The organism is Acrocarpospora corrugata (assembly GCF_009687845.1).
GTDB classification, from domain to species: Bacteria; Actinomycetota; Actinomycetes; order Streptosporangiales; family Streptosporangiaceae; genus Acrocarpospora; species Acrocarpospora corrugata.
Genome location: NZ_BLAD01000077.1, coordinates 30699 through 46846, shown reverse-complemented (window position 1 = coordinate 46846; position 16148 = coordinate 30699). Strand labels below are relative to the sequence as shown.

Here is a 16148-nt window from a genome sequence, read left to right as displayed (position 1 = left end):
TTCACCGGGACCACCAGGCGCGCAGCCGACCGGCTTTCCGCTTCTTCGGGCCCACGGTGCCGAGCCGCGCGCAGAGGAGGTCCACGGATCGGCGCACCGCGGCCAGCTCGTTGATCACCAGCTCAGTCCTGGCCGTCGCGTCCGGAAGGCCGATCATGAAGCGATCGAGTTCCCGGTGGAGTCCCTTCACCGCGTCGGTCATCGCCTGTTCCAGGCGCTGCGCCGTCAGCACGGACTGGCCGTCCAGGCGCTGGATGGACTCGGGCAGCCGGTCCATCGAACTGATCGTCTGCTCGATGGAGCTGACGATGAGGCCGAGCTGGTCGGCCGTGGTCTCGTTCCGGTGCGCGTAGATCGCGCCCTCCGTACGCCACTCGTCCAGAGCCTGCCGGATCGCGTCCCCGGTGTGCGCGAGGGCGCCGCCGATGCCGGCCCCGAGTTCCCGCTGGCTCTCGGCGACGGTCGTGCGGATGAGGGCGCTGTCCGAGGCCGACGACCTGGTCAGCGCCGAGGTGGCGCCGGCCACCGACGTGCTCGCGGCGGAGATCTCGGCCAGCTTGACGCCCACCCCCTGTGCGGCGTCGCCGATCCGGTCCGCGGCGGCCCGTACCGAGGTGGCGCCCGCGAGCAGGGTGTCGACCGCCAGGCGCAGGTTGTCGATGGTGTCCCGGACCTCTTTGAGGCCTTCGTGGGCCTCCAGCTGGGTGACCCGGGCGGAGTCGCTCGCCCGCTGGATCTCCTTGGCGGCGTTGAGCAGGTCCTGGGCGCCGACGGCGAGTTGCGCGGTGTCGGTCGTCCGGTACTCGGTGAGCCGGAACTCGGCCGCGGTCAGCGCGGCGGCGAGCCGGGCGAGCAGATCCTCCTGCTCCAGGTTCGCGGCCCGGTCGGCCTGCCACCGGAGCATGGCCTGGACCAGCGAGACCACGAGCAGGACGCCGAGGCAGACGAGCGTCCACAGCGCGATCTTGTCGAAGTAGAGCGCGCCGGACAGCCGGCCGTTGAACCCCACCTGCCACTGTTCCAGGAAGGACTTGCCGTCCAGGGCCTTGTCGCCATTGCCGTTCTGGAGTGGCCGCGCCATTGTGGGCGCCGTATTTTCGGGCAGGCACGAATTGGCGAAACTTTGGAGCAAACACTGCCTGAGCGTTCTCGCGGACGACGCTCGCCGGGTGGCCAGGATCCCGTTGCGCGAGTTCCCCGCGGGATCGCGGCTGTGCGTGCAGACCGGCACTCGTACGGATCCAGGCCGCCTCCCCGGATCCCGTCCTGACCATCGACTACACCACGTGGCGAAGCACCTGACGCGCGGCGCGGGCATCCATCGGGCAGTATTGAGATGTATCGCGAAACGAAGGGGCCGGCATGTCGCCACTCGGGAAGTACTACGTCGGTGCGGGCGTTGGCTCGCTGCTCGCCCTCTGGCTGTTGCCAGGGCTGATCTCCTGGCTGGTGGTGATCGGCCTGCTGGCCGCGCCCGCCGTGGCCTATTTCATGCTCGACGAGTCGCAGCGCAAGCGGCTGCGGCGGATCCGCAGGAAGGGCATCGGGAGCTGACCGGTCAGGCGGCGGCCTGGGCGGCGAGCTCGCGGTGCACCCGGTCGGTGACCTTGCGTTCGAAGACGAACGACAGGAACGGGACCGTGCCGGCGAGCATCACGCCCAGGATGTAGCCCCAGGACCAGCGGGCCTTCATGCCCAGATTCACAGCGGCGACCAGATAGACCATGTAGAGGAAGCCGTGGATCGGGGACACGATCTTGGAAGGGCCCTCGATGTCGAAGCCGTAGCGCAGGACGATGCAGGTGGTCAGCACCAGCAGCATGACGCCGACGACGTAGGCCATGATTCGGAACGGCTTGAGGGCGGAGTCCACGGTTCTACCTGCTCACGGGTTCGGGGGCGGGGTCGGTCAACGATACTCGCGCCGTCCTGGCGGCCCGTACGGCGTCCCGCACGAAGTGCCACCACATGAAGACGGCGAACAGCGCGAAGATCCACCACTGCGCGGCGTAGGCGAGGTTGCGCCAGGTAAGCGCCGCGCCCTGGGTGGGTGGGGGGACGGCCACGGGCGTCGCCGCGAGCGGCGGGGTCTGGGTGGCCGCGACCAGGAAGCCGTCGTGCAGCCGCCCGTCCCACAGGTTGATCAGTTGTGCGGTGGAGACGGTCGCCACCTGGCCCTCCGGGAGCGCGCCGGCGCGCTGCACCGCGTCGCTCTGGTCGGGGGGACGCAACCGCCCGGTCACGGCCACCGGCCCGGCCGGTACGGCTGCCGCCGGATCCTGCGGCGTGGCCACCCACCCTCGGACGACGGGCAGCGTGCTCCCGTCCTTGAGCCGCAACGGGGTGAGCAGCCAGAAACCGGCGCCCTGGTCGGCCCGCCCGCCCGGCGCCTCCACATCGGGAAGCCGGTCGGCGACCAGGAGTTGCCCTTCGCCGTAGACGCCTTCCGCGCGCACCTGACGTCCCGCGAGTTCGCTGGTGAGCCGCTGCCCGACCCGGCTGACCGACTCGACGGCCACCGGGCCGGGGTCGGCGGCGGCGGCCGGGCGGCCGGACTCCTCGAAGACGGCCAGCTGCCAGCGGCCGAGCAGGGTGAAGGCCACCAGAACTCCGACCACCAGGAGGTGGGGGCCCACCAGCCGGGGGGAGAACAGGGTGCGCAGCATGGCTTACACGGTATCCGGCGACCTCGGCAGTCCCGCCACGGGCACCCGCTGACCTTTCGCAATTCCGACAAACAGGTGTCATGTGCGCAGGGTGTGTCGCTAGAGTTCGTTTCATGTCCGACCCTCAGGTTGACCCAGCCGGGAACACGCAGCAGTTCAAGGCATTCGCCCGTGAGCAGGAGACGGCGTCCGCCCAGGAACCGCCGTCCCGGCTTCCGATCTGGATCGCCGTCGGCGTCGCGCTTCTTGTCGTGATCGCCGTCGCCGCGTACTTCGCGATCGGCTGACAACCTCATAAAGCAAACCGCCGACGACCGCGCCCGTCGGCGGTTTTGTCATGCCTTGACAGCAGATCGTGACCGACTACATTGGACTCGACGTCCAATAAAAGAGGCGCGATGGATACCGAGACGCGAATCACGCCGCGCCGGGTGCGGTTCTCCTGGGAGCAGACCCCCCTGCACTGGGTGCCCGGCGACCCGTTCAGCACGCATCTGATCAACGTCCTGCACATGCTGCTCCCGGCCGGGGAGCGCTGGTTCGTGCACGTGTTCAAACAGACCCTCCCCCTGATCACCGACCAGGTCCTGTACGACCAGGTGAAGGGCTTCATGGGCCAGGAGGGCACCCACGCGGTCGCCCACCAGCGGGTGCTGGAACACATGCGCGACCAGGGCCTCGACCCGTCCGCGTATGTCGAGGACGTGGAGTGGCTCTTCGAGCGATTACTGGGCGACCACACCCTCCCGCCGTCGGCCGCGCGGTTCTGGCTGACCGAGCGGGTCGCCATCGTCGCGGCCATCGAGCACTTCACCGCCGTGCTCGGGCAGTGGGTGCTGGACGCCCGCCCCCTGGACGAAGCCGGGGCGGACGCGGTCATGATGGACCTGCTGCGCTGGCACGGCGCGGAGGAGGTGGAGCATCGCAATGTCGCCTATGACTTGTTCATTCACCTGGACGGCTCGTACGTCCGGCGGGCGCGCGCGATGGCGCTGGTCGCCCCGGCGCTGTTCTACCTGCTGCGCAAGGGGGTGACGTTCCTGCTGGCCAACGATCCGGTGGTGGGCGGCCCGGGGGTACGCGGGCGGTGGACCCACTTCTACGTGCGGGCGCGTCAGGGCAGAGTGCCGACGCTGCGGTCGCTGGTGCTGGCCATGCCGCGATACCTGCGGCCGGGGTTCCATCCCCGGCACGAGGGCGACATCCGGCAGGCGCTCGACTACATCGCGGTGTCGGCCGCGCATCGGGAGTTCCGGGAGAGTCAGTGGGGATAACGATCATCGGCTCGGGCTTCGCCGGGATCGGCATGGCGATCAAGCTGAAGGCTGCGGGTTACCACGATTTCGTGATCCTGGAGAAAGCCGCCGAGCTGGGCGGGACGTGGCGGGACAACACCTATCCCGGCTGCGCGTGCGACGTGCCGTCCCATTTCTACTCGTACTCATTCGAGCTCAACCCCGGCTGGACCAGGATGTTCTCCCCGCAAGAGGAAATCTGGGCCTACCTACGCCGATGCGTCGAAAAATACGACCTCGGGAAACACTTCCGGTTCGGTACGGAGGTCACCGGCCTGGAGTACGACGACAGCGCCAACCAGTGGCAGGTCACCACGGCGGCCGGAACCACGTTCCGTACCAACGCGGTGATCTCCGGAATCGGCGCCCTCCACATCCCGTCATATCCCGAAATTTCGGGACGCGAGTCGTTTGTGGGGGCGGCGTTTCATTCGGCCAAATGGGATCACTCCGTTGAACTCAGGGGCAAGCGTGTCGCCGTCATCGGGACCGGCGCCTCCGCGATCCAGTTCATCCCCAAGATCGCCGAACAGGTCGCCAGCCTGCACGTCTTCCAGCGCACCGCCCCCTGGATCCAGCCCAAACCCGACATCCCCGTCCCCGACCGCCTGCGCCGCGCCCTGCGCCTCCCCGGCGCCACCCGCGCCTTCCGCAACACGATCTACTGGCTCCTGGAGACCCGCGCGCTCGGCTTCGCCCTGGACCCCAGACTCATGAAGGTCCACCGCGTCCTCGCCGAACGCCACCTGGCCGGGCAGATCACCGACCCGGACCTGCGCGCCCGGCTGACCCCCGACTACACCATCGGCTGCAAGCGCATCCTGCTCTCCAATGACTACTATCCGGCTCTGAACAGGCCCAACGTCGAACTGATCACCGACGGGATCACGACGATCCGGGACCACTCGATCGTCGCGGGCGGTCGCGAGACCCCCGTCGACGTGATCATCTACGGCACCGGGTTCAAGGTCGTCGACGCACTCCAGGATCAGCGCATCATCGGCCGTGGCGGCTTGAAAATCCAGGACGCCTGGCGGCACGGCGTCGAGGCGTACCACGGCGTCAGCACGCCCGGCTTCCCGAACCTGTTCTTCCTGCTGGGCCCCAACACCGGCCTCGGCCACACTTCGGTGGTCTTCATGATCGAGGCGCAGGTCCGCTACATCATGAGCTGCCTGCGCCTGCTCTCCCACACAAAAGCCGCCGCCATAGACGTAACCCCCGCGGCGTCCCGCGCCTACAACGACCGCCTCCAGCAACGCCTGAAGCGCCTGGTCTGGTCAGAAGGCGGCTGCCAGAGCTGGTACCTGGACGAACACGGCAAGAACCGCACACTCTGGCCCGGCTTCACCTTCGAGTACTGGGCCAGAACCCGCAAGGTGAAGCCGGACGCCTACCGGCTCATCGGTTCCTGACGACCAAAGCGCTACCGCCACCGCGCCGGGTCGGCTCCGCGACGGCCTGGACCTTGCCCCGGCCGAGGAACTCCAGCCCGGTCGCCGCGCCGATCTCCGGCGTCACCGCGAACACATGCCCACGGGCTTGCAGCGCCGCACCGTGCTGATCGATGAAGGCCTGTTCGGCCTGCGTCGCCGGGATGTTGCGCTGCGATGCGCGCGGCGCGGCCAGCGCCTGCGGCAGGGTCATGCCGAAGTCGAGGCGGTTGACCAGGATCTGCAGCACGGTGGTGATGATCGTCGCGCCGCCGGGCGAACCCACCGCCAGCAGCGGCTTGCCGTGCTTGAGCACGATCGTCGGCGCCATCGACGAGCGCGGGCGCTTGCCGGGCGCGGGCAGGTTGGGGTCGCCGGGGGCCGGCCCGAAGGTGAAGTCGGTCAGCTCGTTGTTGAGCAGGATGCCCCGGCCGGGCACGACGATCCCGCTGCCGCCGGTCTGCTCGATGGTGATGTTGTACGCGGCGACGTTGCCCCACTGGTCGGACACCACCAGATGGGTGGTTTCCGGACCTTCCGCCTGCTCCTTCGTGCCGGTGGCGGGGACCGGCTGCGGGCAGGGGCCGTACGAGCCGTCGGGGGAACCGGGGGCGGCCGGGTTCGGCAGCGCGGTCTCGCCCAGCAGGCAGGCGCGCTCCTTGCCGAACCGCGCCGACAGGAGTTCCCGCAGCGGCACGTTCACGAACGCGGGGTCGCCGACGTAGGCGTTGCGGTCGGCGAAGGCCAGGCGGGAGGCGTCCAGGTACTCGTGCAGGGTGACGTCTCCGGCGGCGGACAGGATGTTGAGCGCCTCGCCCACGGTGGAGCCGCCGGAGGAGGGCGGGGCCATGCCGTACACGTCGAGGCCGTGGTAGCGGACGTGGGTGGGTTCGGGGGTGAGGGCGCGGTAGGCGCGCAGGTCGGCGAGTTCCATCAGGCCGGGGCGGACGACCCTGGGCGAGCCGGGGGTGACCGGCGGGGCCTTGACGGTGGAGACGATCTCCTGGCCGAGCTTGCCGCCGTACAGCCAGGCGGGGCCGCGGTCGCCGAGTTCGCGGTAGGTGCGGGCCAGGTCGGGGTTGCGGAAGACCGAACCGACCGCGGGCGGCTGGCCGCCGGGCAGGTAGAGGGCGGCGGTGGAGGTGAAATCGGCGAACCTGGCCGCGTTGGCGGCGGTCTGGTCGACGAACGTCTGGTCGACGACGAAGCCCTTGGTGGCCACGTCGATCGCGGGTTTGAGCGCCTGGCGGAGCGATAACGTGCCGTATTTGCGGAGCGCGAGGTCCCACTGGGCGACGCTGCCGGGCACGCCGACCGACAGGCCGCTGGTGACGGCGTCGGCGAACGGGATGCCCTCGAAGGTGGACGATGTCATCGCGGCGGGCGCGGTCTCACGGCCGTCGATGCTGACGACCCGGCCGCGTTTGGCGTCGTAGTAGACCAGGAATCCGCCGCCGGCCAGGCCCGCCGAGTAGGGCTCGGTGACGCCGAGCGTGGCCGCGCCGGCGATGGCCGCGTCCATGGCGTTGCCGCCCTGTTTGAGCACACTGAGCGCGGCCTTGCTGGCGTCCAGGTCCACGGTGGCGACGGCTCCGCCGTACCCCTCCGCGACCGGTTCTTTGACCAGGTCCGCGTGCGCGGGGGCCGCGACCAGGCCCACGGTCACCACGGCACCGAACAGCGTTCCGGTGATACGTCCCATTTGCCACCTCCACCACATAAGCGATCACCCAGCATGACTCAGCCAGTCAAGCACGTCCAGCCGACAGTAAACTGTTACTGGTGGCGTCCGGACGACCACGTTACGTTGCTGACGATGAGCGTGGGCACGCTGTTCCTCAGTGGTCTGGCCGCCGGGCTGGTGGCCGGATCGGCTTCCTGCACGGCGGTGCAGGGCGGATTCCTCACCGGGGGTTCCTCTGTGTGGGCGTTCCTGGCCGGGCGGCTGGCCGGTCACGCCGCCGTGGGAGCCGCGCTCGGGCTGGTCGGCTCGGCGGTCCAGATCGGGCCCGGGGTCCGGACGATCCTGCTGATCCTGGCCGGGCTGGTGCTGATCTTCTTCGGGATTCGCCGGCTGAGCCAGCCGCCGCCCTGCCACACCAGAAAACGCGGCGGCCTGGTGCTCGGGCTGGCGACCGTGCTGGTGCCGTGCGGGGTGACCCTGAGCATGGAGATCGTCGCCGTCTCCACCGGATCGGCCTGGGAGGGCGCGGCCGTGATGGCGGGGTTCGTGGTGGGTTCCGCGCCCGGATTCGTGCTGCTCGGCCTGCTCGTCCGCCGGCTCGCCACCAAACTCGTCGCCGTGGTCGCCCTGGTCGCGGGTGTCTTCACGATCTTCTCCGGGCTCCGCCTGGGCGGCTGGTTACCCGAGTTCGGCACCCCCGCCGTCGCCGCCGCCCCCGGCCCCGGCGACACCCAGACGCTGACCGTTTGGGCCACCGCCGACGGGTTCCGGCCCGGCCTGGCCGCCGCCGAACCGAACCGCCCGATCGAGATCACATTCCGGACGAAGAACAACAGGGGCTGCACCCGCACGCTCGCCATCGACGGCCATGACCTGGTCCTGCCGGAGACCGGCCAGGTCAGCGTCCACGTCCCGGCCCAGCCGGCCGGAACCCTGCACTACAGCTGTGGAATGGGGATGTATGCCGGATTCATCCGCATTCAATGACCCCGGCCGCGTAAGGAAGTGGCAATTACGGTCCGTCACAACGCGATCACATGCCACCCTGTCCGGCATGACAATCTGGCCGGAGGTGGCGACCGCGCCACCACCCATCCCCCGGCAGCCCTCTGCTGGGGAGGGCGAGGCCGACCTTCTCGGCGCCGCGCAGGCGGGTGACGCCCTGGCCGCGCACCGGCTCGGCCGCCTGTACGCGCAGCGCGGCGACCGCGCCGCCGCCCGCCACTGGTGGGAGCGCGCGGCCGGGGCCGGCAACGTGGACAGCGCCTTCAACCTCGGCATGTGGCACGAGAAGCACGGCACCCTCGACGAAGCCATCAGCTGGTACGAGCTGGCCGCCGGCACCGGTGACGCCGAAGCCGCCGCCAACCTGGCCACCCTGCTGCTGGAGCAGAAGGGCGACGCCCCAGGCGCGCGGCAGTGGTACGAGACGGCCGCCGCCGCAGGCTCCCGGCAGGCCGCCCGCCGGCTGGCCCTGCTCTGCGAGGACGCCGGCGAACTCGGCAAAGCCCGCGACTGGCACCGCCGCGCCGGGCTGGACGGCGACCTCGCCTCCGCCCACGACCTGGGCTTCCTCGGCTACGCGGCCGGTGAGGAAGGCGAGGCCAGGCACTGGTGGGAGTTCGCCGCGCGCGGCGGCCACGCCAAGGCGGCCTACCATCTGGGCCTGCTGATGCACGCGCTCCGCGACCCGGAGAGCGCCGAGGTGCTCTACCGGCTGGCCGCCCAGCACGAGCATGCCGGGGCCGCCTCCCAGCTGGGCGCGATCGCGCTGGCCCGGCGGGACCTGCGGACCGCGCGGGCCTGGTTCGAGCGGGCCGCGCGGGCGGGCAGGGTCGAGGACCAGCGCATGGCCGGGTTCGTCTGCGTGGAGCTGGAGGACTCCGCTGCCGCCAGCCACTGGTTCGGGCGGGCGGCGGCCAGCGGGGACAGCGAGTCGGCGTACAACTTCGGGCTGCTGCTGATCGCCGAGCACGCCGATCTGAACGGCGGCGAGCACTGGTTCCGGCAGGCCGCGGCGGCCGGGCACTACCGGGCCGCGCTGGAACTGGGCACGCTGCTGTCGGTCACCGGGAAAGCCGCGGAGGCCGAGCAGTGGCTGTCCGCGCCGCCCGCGCCCTGCTGGGACCGGAGCGCGGAACCGGAGCTGGCGGCCAGGGCCGAACTGGCCGTGGCCGCGTCCGGACGCCGGGGCGGCACGACGCTCACCGTGGCCGACCTGACCGAGATCCTCGGCACCTGGGACGTGCTCACCCGGCGGCTGCGCGAACCGCTGGACCCGGTCACCTGGCTGACCGAGAAGTCCTGCCTGCACGCCTCCGCCGTCGAGCACCTGAGCTCGGTCCGGGCCACCCTGATCCGGCCGGGCACGGCCCCCTGGCCGACCCCGACCGAGATCGAACGTGTCCTGGCCACCGCCCGCGACCTGCGCAAACGGCTGGGCCTGAGCTAGGCCGCCAGCAGCTGGGCGACCGGCACGTACGGCAGGCCGTGCGCCACCGCCACCGGCTGGGAGGTGATCGTCCCCGCGTGCGCGTTGAGCCCCAGCGCCAGCCCCGCGTCACCGCGCAGCGCGGCCTGCCAGCCGAGATCGGCCAGCTTGAGCGCGTACGGCAGGGTGGCGTTGGTCAGCGCGTAGGTGGAGGTGTTGGCCACCGAGCCGGGCATGTTCGCGACGCAGTAGAAGATCGAGTTGTGCACCGGGAAGGTCGGCTCCGCGTGCGTGGTCGGCCGGGAGTCCTCGAAGCAGCCGCCCTGGTCGATGGCGATGTCCACCAGCACCGAACCCGGCTTCATCCGGGACACCAGCTCGTTGGAGACCAGCGTCGGGGCCTTCGCGCCGGGGATCAGCACCGCGCCAATCACCAGGTCGGCCTCCAGCACGGCCTGCTCGATCGCGTACGCGGTGGAGACCAGGGTCTTCAGCCGCCCCTGGTAGATCGCGTCGATGAACCGGAGCCGGTCGACGTTGACGTCCAGGATGGTGACGTCCGCCCCCATGCCGACCGCGATCTGCGCCGCGTGCAGCCCGGAGACACCGCCGCCGATCACCACGATCTTCGCGGGGGCCACCCCGGGCACCCCGCCGGGCAGCACGCCGCGCCCGCCGTTGAACCGCATCAGGTTGTAGGCCCCGACCTGCGGCGCGAGCCGCCCGGCCACTTCCGACATGGGGGCCAGCAGCGGCAGCGTGTTCCCGATCTGGACGGTCTCGTACGCGATGGCGGTGGTTCCGCTGGTGAGCAGCGCGTCCGTGCACGGCCGGGACGCGGCCAGGTGCAGGTAGGTGAACAGGACCTGGTCCCGGCGCAGCCGGTGGTACTCCGACGCGATGGGCTCCTTGACCTTGAGCACCATCTCGGACTCGTCCCACACGGCGTCGGCCGTGTCCAGGATCTTGGCACCCGCCGCGAGGTACTCCTCGTCGGTGATGTGCGATCCGAGCCCCGCCCCACGCTGCACGTGCACCTCATGCCCGTGCTTGACCAGCTCGTGCACGCCCGCCGGGGTAGCGGCGACGCGGTACTCGTGGTTCTTTACCTCGGCAGGCACGCCGATCTTCATTGATTGGGTCCTTTCAGTGATATGGCCGAGCCTCCGGCTCGGCGGGCTGGGCGCCCCCAGCCTGCGTCTTCCCTCGTCGCTCCGGCCGCTTCGCGACCTGCGTTCCTCAGTCCAGACGCAGGCGCGCCCAGCCAGTTTGATTGGACTAAAGCCGGCGCCATGCCTCGGTCAGGACGGAACGGAGGATCGACTCGATCTCGTCGAACTCCTGGGGACCGGCGATCAGCGGGGGGGCGAGCTGGATGACCGGGTCGCCGCGGTCGTCCGCGCGGCAGTACAGACCGGCATCGAACAGGGCCTTGGAGAGGAACCCGCGGAGCAGCCGCTCGGACTCTTCGGCCGAGAACGTCTCCTTGGTGTTCTTGTCTTTGACCAGTTCAATACCCCAAAAGTACCCGGAACCTCGCACATCGCCAACAATGGGCAGATCGTAGAGGCGCTCCAGGGTGCTCCTGAAGATCGGTTCGTTGCGGGTCACGTGGCCCAGAAGGTCTTCCCGCTCGAACAGATCGAGGTTGGCGAGGGCCACCGCGGCCGAGACCGGATGTCCGCCGAAAGTGAAACCGTGCGCGAACATCTCGGTGCCGTGAGCGAACGGCTCGAACAGCCGATCGGTGCAGATCATCGCGCCCAGCGGGGAGTAGCCGCTGGTCAGGCCCTTGGCCGAGGTGATGATGTCGGGGACGTAGTCGAACTTCTGGCCGCCGAACATGGTGCCGAGCCGGCCGTACGCACAGATGACCTCGTCGGAGACGAGCAGCACGTCGTAGCGGTCGCAGATCTCGCGCAGGCGCTGGAAGTAGCCGGGCGGGGGCGGGAAGCAGCCGCCCGCGTTCTGCACCGGCTCGACGAAGACGGCGGCCACCGTGTCGGGGCCCTCCATCTCGATGGCGGCGGCGACCCGGTCGGCGGCCCACAGCCCGTACTGCTCGGGGGTCAGCCCGGCGAAGCCGCTGATCTCCTCGGACCGGTAGTAGTTGGTGTTCGGCACCCGGACGGAACCGGGCACCAGCGGCTCGAAGACCTGCTTGAACGGCGGGATGCCGGTGATCGAGAGCGCGCCGTGCGGGGTGCCGTGGTAGGCGATCTGGCGGCTGATCACCTTGTGCTTGAGCGGCTTGCCGGTGAGCTTGAAGTAGTTCTTGGCCAGCTTCCAGGCGCTCTCGACGGCCTCGCCGCCGCCGGTGGTGAAGAAGACCCGGTTCAGGTCGCCGGGGGCCGCTTCGGCCAGCCGGGCCGCGAGTTCGACCGCCTTCGGATGCGCGTACGACCAGAGTGGGAAGAACGCCAGCTCCTGGGCCTGCTTGGCGGCGGCCTCCGCCAGCTCGGACCGGCCGTGCCCGACCTGCACCACGAACAGGCCCGCCAGGCCGTCCAGGTAGCGCTTGCCGTGGATGTCGTAGATGTAGGCGCCTTCGCCCCGGACGATCATCGGCACTTCGGCGTCGGCGTAGGAGCCGTGCCGGGTGAAGTGCATCCAGAGGTGATCCTGGGCCGCCTTCTGCAGGTCTTCGGCGTTCGTCATCTGATACTTCCCTCGGGGTCTCTGAGCTCTCCACAGTGTGCATCGCCAGATTGGCATTTGCCAAGCGATTACGTGGCTCCAATCTGGAAAGACTTCGGATTCCGCGACATCGACATGTAACAGCAACGAAATCCGTGAGGAGATTCTTGGGCATCCACGCCCCCCGGCGCGCGTTGTGATGCAATGGGCTGACCAAATGCTGAGATAGTGAGGGATTGACGTGGCACCTGAGGAAATCGAGAACGCCGTCCGCGCGGGCCTGCCGCAGGCGGTAGAAGACCTCAAACGGCTGGTGTCCATCCCGTCCGTGGCGTTTCCCGGACATCCCGAAGAAGCGGTGCGCGCGGCCGCCGCGCTCGCCGTGGAGTTGCTGCGCTCGGCGGGCCTCCCCGACGTCCGGCAGATCCCGGTGGCGGGCAGTTTCCCGGCCGTGTACGCGGAGGCGCCCGCGCCGCCCGGCGCGCCCACCGTCCTGTTGTACGCGCACTATGACGTGCAGCCCCCCGGCGACCCGGCGCTGTGGCGGACGCCGGCCTTCGAGCCGACCGAGATCGACGGCGCGCTCTACGGACGCGGCGCCGCCGACGACAAGTCGGGCATCATGATCCACGTCGCCGCGCTCCGCGCCTTCAACGGCGAGTTCCCGGTAGGCGTCCGGGTGATCCTGGAAGGTCAGGAGGAGTACGCGGGCGAGCGTCTGGAAGCCTTCGTCGAGCACAACCCCGACCTGGTCAGGGCGGACGCGATCGTGGTCGCCGACGCGGGCAACCCGAGGGTCGGCGACCCCGCGGTGACGACCACGCTGCGCGGCATGGCGGCGTTCACCGTCGAGGTGCGCACCCTGCGCGAGGCCGTGCACAGCGGCTCCTTCGGCGGGGCCGCGCCGGACGCGCTGGCCGCGCTGATGCGCATGCTCACCGCGCTGCACGACGACAACGGCGACCTGCGGGTGCCGGGCCTGCCGCGCGGGACCTTCCGCGGCCAGGGCTCGTCGGAGGAGGACTTCCGGGTCACCGCCGGCGTGCTGGACGGCGTGTCGCTGGTCGGGTCCGGATCGCTGGCCGACCGGCTCTGGGCGTCGTACGCGGTGACGGTGACCGGGCTGGACGTGCCGACGGTGTCCGGGGCGATCAACGCGGTGCAGGCGGTGGCGCGGGCCCGGGTGACCATCCGGATCCCTCCGACGGGGGATCCGAAGACGGCGCTGAACGATGTTCAGGATTATCTGCGGCAGGTCGCGCCGTGGGGGGCGCAGGTGTCGTTCTCGCAGCATGTGATGGGGTCCGGTTATCTGGCCGAGGCCGGGGGGCGGGCGCGAGCGGCGCTGAACGAGGCGATGAAGCGCGCCTTCGGGCGGGCGCCCAGAGACGTCGGGCAGGGCGGGTCGATCCCGCTGGTCGCCACGCTGACCCGGCAGTTCCCGGCCGCCGAGATCCTGCTGTACGGCGCCGAGGACGACGACGCGGCGATCCACGCGCCGAACGAGCGAGTGGATCTAGAGGAGTTCCGTCGGGTGGCCACCGCCGAGGCGCTCTTCCTCGCCGCGTATGGAGCCCAGTGATCTGCAACTAACACGAGCCCCCATTCGTCGGAAATCTCAGAGGCAAGGCTGAGATTTCCGGGAGGCCCTTTGAACCAGCGGCGTCGGCGCGGATTCGCCCCGGTCATCGTGGCGGTAATTCTGGTGGGCGCGGTGGTAGTCGTCTTCCGTACCGTGTACGGCGGTTGTGAGCCGGTCAAGCTGGTGGTGGCGGTCTCCAGCGAGAAGGCGGAGCTGCTCCGCCAAATCGCGGACGGGTACAACGGCGGCTGCGTGGATGTCACCGTGCAGGCGAAGGCGTCCGGTGGCGTGATGCAGGCGCTGGCGCGGGGCTGGAACGAGAAGGTCGACGGGCCCCGGCCGGACGTCTGGTCCCCGGCCGGGTCCGGGTGGATCACGCTGCTCCGGCAGCGGGTCAAGGGGCGCGATCCGGTGGGGGCGGACAATCCCTCCATCGCCAGTACGCCGCTGGTGATCGCGATGCCGAAGCCGATGGCGGCGGCGATGGGCTGGCCGAAGAAGAAGCTGGGCTGGTCGGACATCCTGGAGCTGGGGTCGGATCCGGAGGGGTGGGCGCGGTACGGGCATCCGGAATGGGGGGCGTTCCGGCTCGGCAAGACGAATCCCAACTTCTCGACGTCCGGGCTGAACGCGACGATCGGGGCGTACTTCGCGGCGACCGGGTTGTCCGGGGATCTGGTGAAGGCGAACGTCAGCGATCAGAAGACGCGGGACTTCGTCCAAGGGGTCGAGCGGTCGATCGTGCACTACGGGGACACCACGCTGACGTTCCTGTCGAATCTGCAGCGGGCGGATGACGCGGGGGCGGCGATGTCGTACATATCGGCTGTCACCGTGGAGGAGAAGTCGGTCTGGGATTACAACCAGGGCAATCCGACGGGTGACCCGAAGACGCTGGGGCAGCATCGCAAGCCGAAGGTGCCGCTGGTGGCGATCTACCCGAAGGAGGGCACGCTCTTCTCCGACAACCCTTACGCCGTGCTCTCCTGGGCCGACGAGACCAAGCGCGCCGCCGCGGCCGGGTTCCTGAAATATCTCCATGAGGACGCCCAGCAGGCGGAATTCGCCTCGTTCGCCTTCCGGTCCCACCAGGGCACCCCCGGCAAGCTGATCACCGCCGCCAACGGCCTGGACCCGAAACAGCCGAAAACACGGCTCAATGTGCCGTTACCCGGCGTACTCGACCAGGTCCTGAAAAGCTGGGCCAGCCTCCGCAAACCCGCCAACGTTCTCATGGTCATGGACGTCTCCGGCTCCATGTCCGCCGAGGTCACCGGCACCGGCAAGACCAAACTCGAACTCGCCAAACAGGCCGCGATCAACGCCCTCCCCCAGTTCGGCCCCAACGACCGCGTCGGCCTCTGGATCTTCTCCACCAAACAGCAGGGCACCCGCGACTACCGCGAACTCGTCCCAATGAAGCGTGGCACCACGTCCGACCTCAAAGCCCGCATCAGAGACCTGATCCCCAACGGCGGCACCGGCCTGTACGACACCGCCCTCGCCTCCTACCGCCACGTCCTCACCCGCCACACCGACGACGCCATCAACGCCGTCGTCTTCCTCACCGACGGCCGCAACGAGGACCAGACCTCCCTCTCCCTCGACGACCTCCTCCCCGACCTCCGCAAAGAACAGGGCCAGGAAACCGTCCGCATGTTCACTATCGCCTACGGCGAAGACGCCGACCTCGCCGTCCTCCAGCAAATCTCCCAATCCACCGACGCCGCCGCCTACGACTCCCGCGAATCCGGCAGCATCGACCAGGTCTTCACGGCAGTCATCTCCAACTTCTAACCACCAGCCGGACTGCTCCCACGCGGCCAGCTGTTCCCGCACGACAAGCCCGCGCGCGGCAGGCTAGCTTCGCGCGGTGGCCAACTGTGCGATCTCCGCCGGACCCGCGTTGCCGCCGCTGCACACGATGCCCACCTTCTTGCCTTCGAACTCCGCGGGCCGCGTCAGCAGCACCGCCAGGGCCGCGGCTCCCGCGCCCTCCGCGAGGGTGTGCGCGTCGGCGGCCAGCACCCGCTGCGCCGCCCGGCAGTCGTCATCGGAGACCAGCACGAAATCGCTCAGCCCACCCCGCATGATGCGCTGCGGCAACGCGAACGCCGACCCCGTGGCCAGCCCGTCCACCGTCGTCTTCATCGGCCGCCGGACCAGCTCCCCCAGCCGCCACGAGTCATGCGCCGCCGGCGCCTGCGCCGACTGCACCCCGATCACCCGGCACCGCGGCGCCAACGCCCGCGCCACCACACAGGCCGCCGCCGCCCCCGTCCCGCTCCCCACCGGAACCACGATCACATCCAGCTCAGGCTGCCGCGTCAGCATCTCGTAGTAGAGCGTCCCCACCCCCGCGATGATGTCCGGCTCATCCGCCGGACTGACCAGCCGCCGCCCCTCCCGCTCAGCCAGCT

The 16148-nt window shown here is 69.8% G+C and carries 15 protein-coding genes; 8 read left to right on the top strand and 7 right to left on the bottom strand.

Features of this window, described 5'->3' with window-relative positions; genetic code table 11:
- Nucleotide 1 precedes the first annotated feature (1 nt).
- Nucleotides 2–1081, bottom strand: coding sequence for a hypothetical protein (locus Acor_RS30640; protein WP_155340248.1), 1080 nt, complete (start codon nucleotides 1079–1081; stop codon nucleotides 2–4).
- Nucleotides 1082–1362: 281 nt separating this feature from the next.
- On the opposite strand from Acor_RS30640, the gene Acor_RS30635 reads away from it, so the two are divergent.
- A complete protein-coding gene (locus tag Acor_RS30635; RefSeq protein ID WP_155340247.1) occupies nucleotides 1363–1554 on the top strand; it encodes a hypothetical protein in 192 nt (63 codons plus the stop codon).
- Between the two features lie 4 nt (nucleotides 1555–1558).
- Here Acor_RS30635 and Acor_RS30630 read toward each other — a convergent pair whose 3' ends face one another.
- On the bottom strand, nucleotides 1559–1873 hold the full coding sequence (locus Acor_RS30630; protein ID WP_155340246.1) for a DUF3817 domain-containing protein: 315 nt from the start codon (nucleotides 1871–1873) through the stop codon (nucleotides 1559–1561).
- Between the two features lie 4 nt (nucleotides 1874–1877).
- The gene (locus Acor_RS30625) at nucleotides 1878–2666 is read right to left on the bottom strand and encodes an SURF1 family protein (protein WP_155340245.1); all 789 of its coding nucleotides are present in this window, start codon (nucleotides 2664–2666) and stop codon (nucleotides 1878–1880) included.
- Nucleotides 2667–2779: 113 nt separating this feature from the next.
- Between Acor_RS30625 and Acor_RS42410 the strand changes: the two genes are divergently transcribed.
- The 3 genes from Acor_RS42410 (at nucleotide 2780) to Acor_RS30615 (ending at nucleotide 5376) form a co-directional block, all read left to right on the top strand.
- Complete coding sequence (locus Acor_RS42410) at nucleotides 2780–2953, top strand: hypothetical protein (protein WP_170317146.1); 174 nt, start codon at nucleotides 2780–2782, stop codon at nucleotides 2951–2953.
- 111 nt (nucleotides 2954–3064) lie between these two features.
- On the top strand, nucleotides 3065–3940 hold the full coding sequence (locus Acor_RS30620; protein ID WP_155340244.1) for a metal-dependent hydrolase: 876 nt from the start codon (nucleotides 3065–3067) through the stop codon (nucleotides 3938–3940).
- Complete coding sequence (locus Acor_RS30615; RefSeq protein ID WP_281353279.1) at nucleotides 3931–5376, top strand: flavin-containing monooxygenase; 1446 nt, start codon at nucleotides 3931–3933, stop codon at nucleotides 5374–5376. The genes Acor_RS30620 and Acor_RS30615 overlap by 10 nt, the downstream gene beginning before the upstream one ends.
- Here the strand turns inward: Acor_RS30615 and ggt are convergent.
- Nucleotides 5363–7096, bottom strand: coding sequence for a gamma-glutamyltransferase (ggt, locus tag Acor_RS30610; RefSeq protein WP_170317144.1), 1734 nt, complete (start codon nucleotides 7094–7096; stop codon nucleotides 5363–5365). The genes Acor_RS30615 and ggt overlap by 14 nt on opposite strands.
- Nucleotides 7097–7210: 114 nt before the next feature.
- Between ggt and Acor_RS30605 the strand changes: the two genes are divergently transcribed.
- The gene (locus Acor_RS30605) at nucleotides 7211–8065 is read left to right on the top strand and encodes a sulfite exporter TauE/SafE family protein (protein ID WP_170317143.1); all 855 of its coding nucleotides are present in this window, start codon (nucleotides 7211–7213) and stop codon (nucleotides 8063–8065) included.
- Nucleotides 8066–8132: 67 nt separating this feature from the next.
- Entirely contained in the window at nucleotides 8133–9530 is a 1398-nt protein-coding gene (locus Acor_RS30600) for an SEL1-like repeat protein (protein WP_155340241.1), read from the top strand.
- Here the strand turns inward: Acor_RS30600 and ald are convergent.
- A complete protein-coding gene (gene ald, locus Acor_RS30595) occupies nucleotides 9527–10642 on the bottom strand; it encodes an alanine dehydrogenase (RefSeq protein ID WP_155340240.1) in 1116 nt (371 codons plus the stop codon). The genes Acor_RS30600 and ald overlap by 4 nt on opposite strands.
- Before the next feature lie 145 nt (nucleotides 10643–10787).
- Nucleotides 10788–12167 carry an aspartate aminotransferase family protein gene (locus tag Acor_RS30590; RefSeq protein ID WP_155340239.1) on the bottom strand — a complete coding sequence of 460 codons (1380 nt, stop codon included), beginning with the start codon at nucleotides 12165–12167 and terminating at the stop codon, nucleotides 10788–10790.
- A 220-nt stretch (nucleotides 12168–12387) separates the two neighbouring features.
- Between Acor_RS30590 and Acor_RS30585 the strand changes: the two genes are divergently transcribed.
- Nucleotides 12388–13728 carry a M20/M25/M40 family metallo-hydrolase gene (locus tag Acor_RS30585; protein ID WP_155340238.1) on the top strand — a complete coding sequence of 447 codons (1341 nt, stop codon included), beginning with the start codon at nucleotides 12388–12390 and terminating at the stop codon, nucleotides 13726–13728.
- A gap of 69 nt (nucleotides 13729–13797) precedes the next feature.
- Nucleotides 13798–15525, top strand: a complete 1728-nt coding sequence (locus Acor_RS30580; protein WP_155340237.1) for a substrate-binding and VWA domain-containing protein — start codon at nucleotides 13798–13800, stop codon at nucleotides 15523–15525.
- A 63-nt stretch (nucleotides 15526–15588) separates the two neighbouring features.
- Here the strand turns inward: Acor_RS30580 and Acor_RS30575 are convergent.
- Nucleotides 15589–16148, bottom strand: a 560-nt coding sequence (locus Acor_RS30575) for a pyridoxal-phosphate dependent enzyme (RefSeq protein WP_155340272.1), incomplete at its 5' end; no start/stop codon positions are given.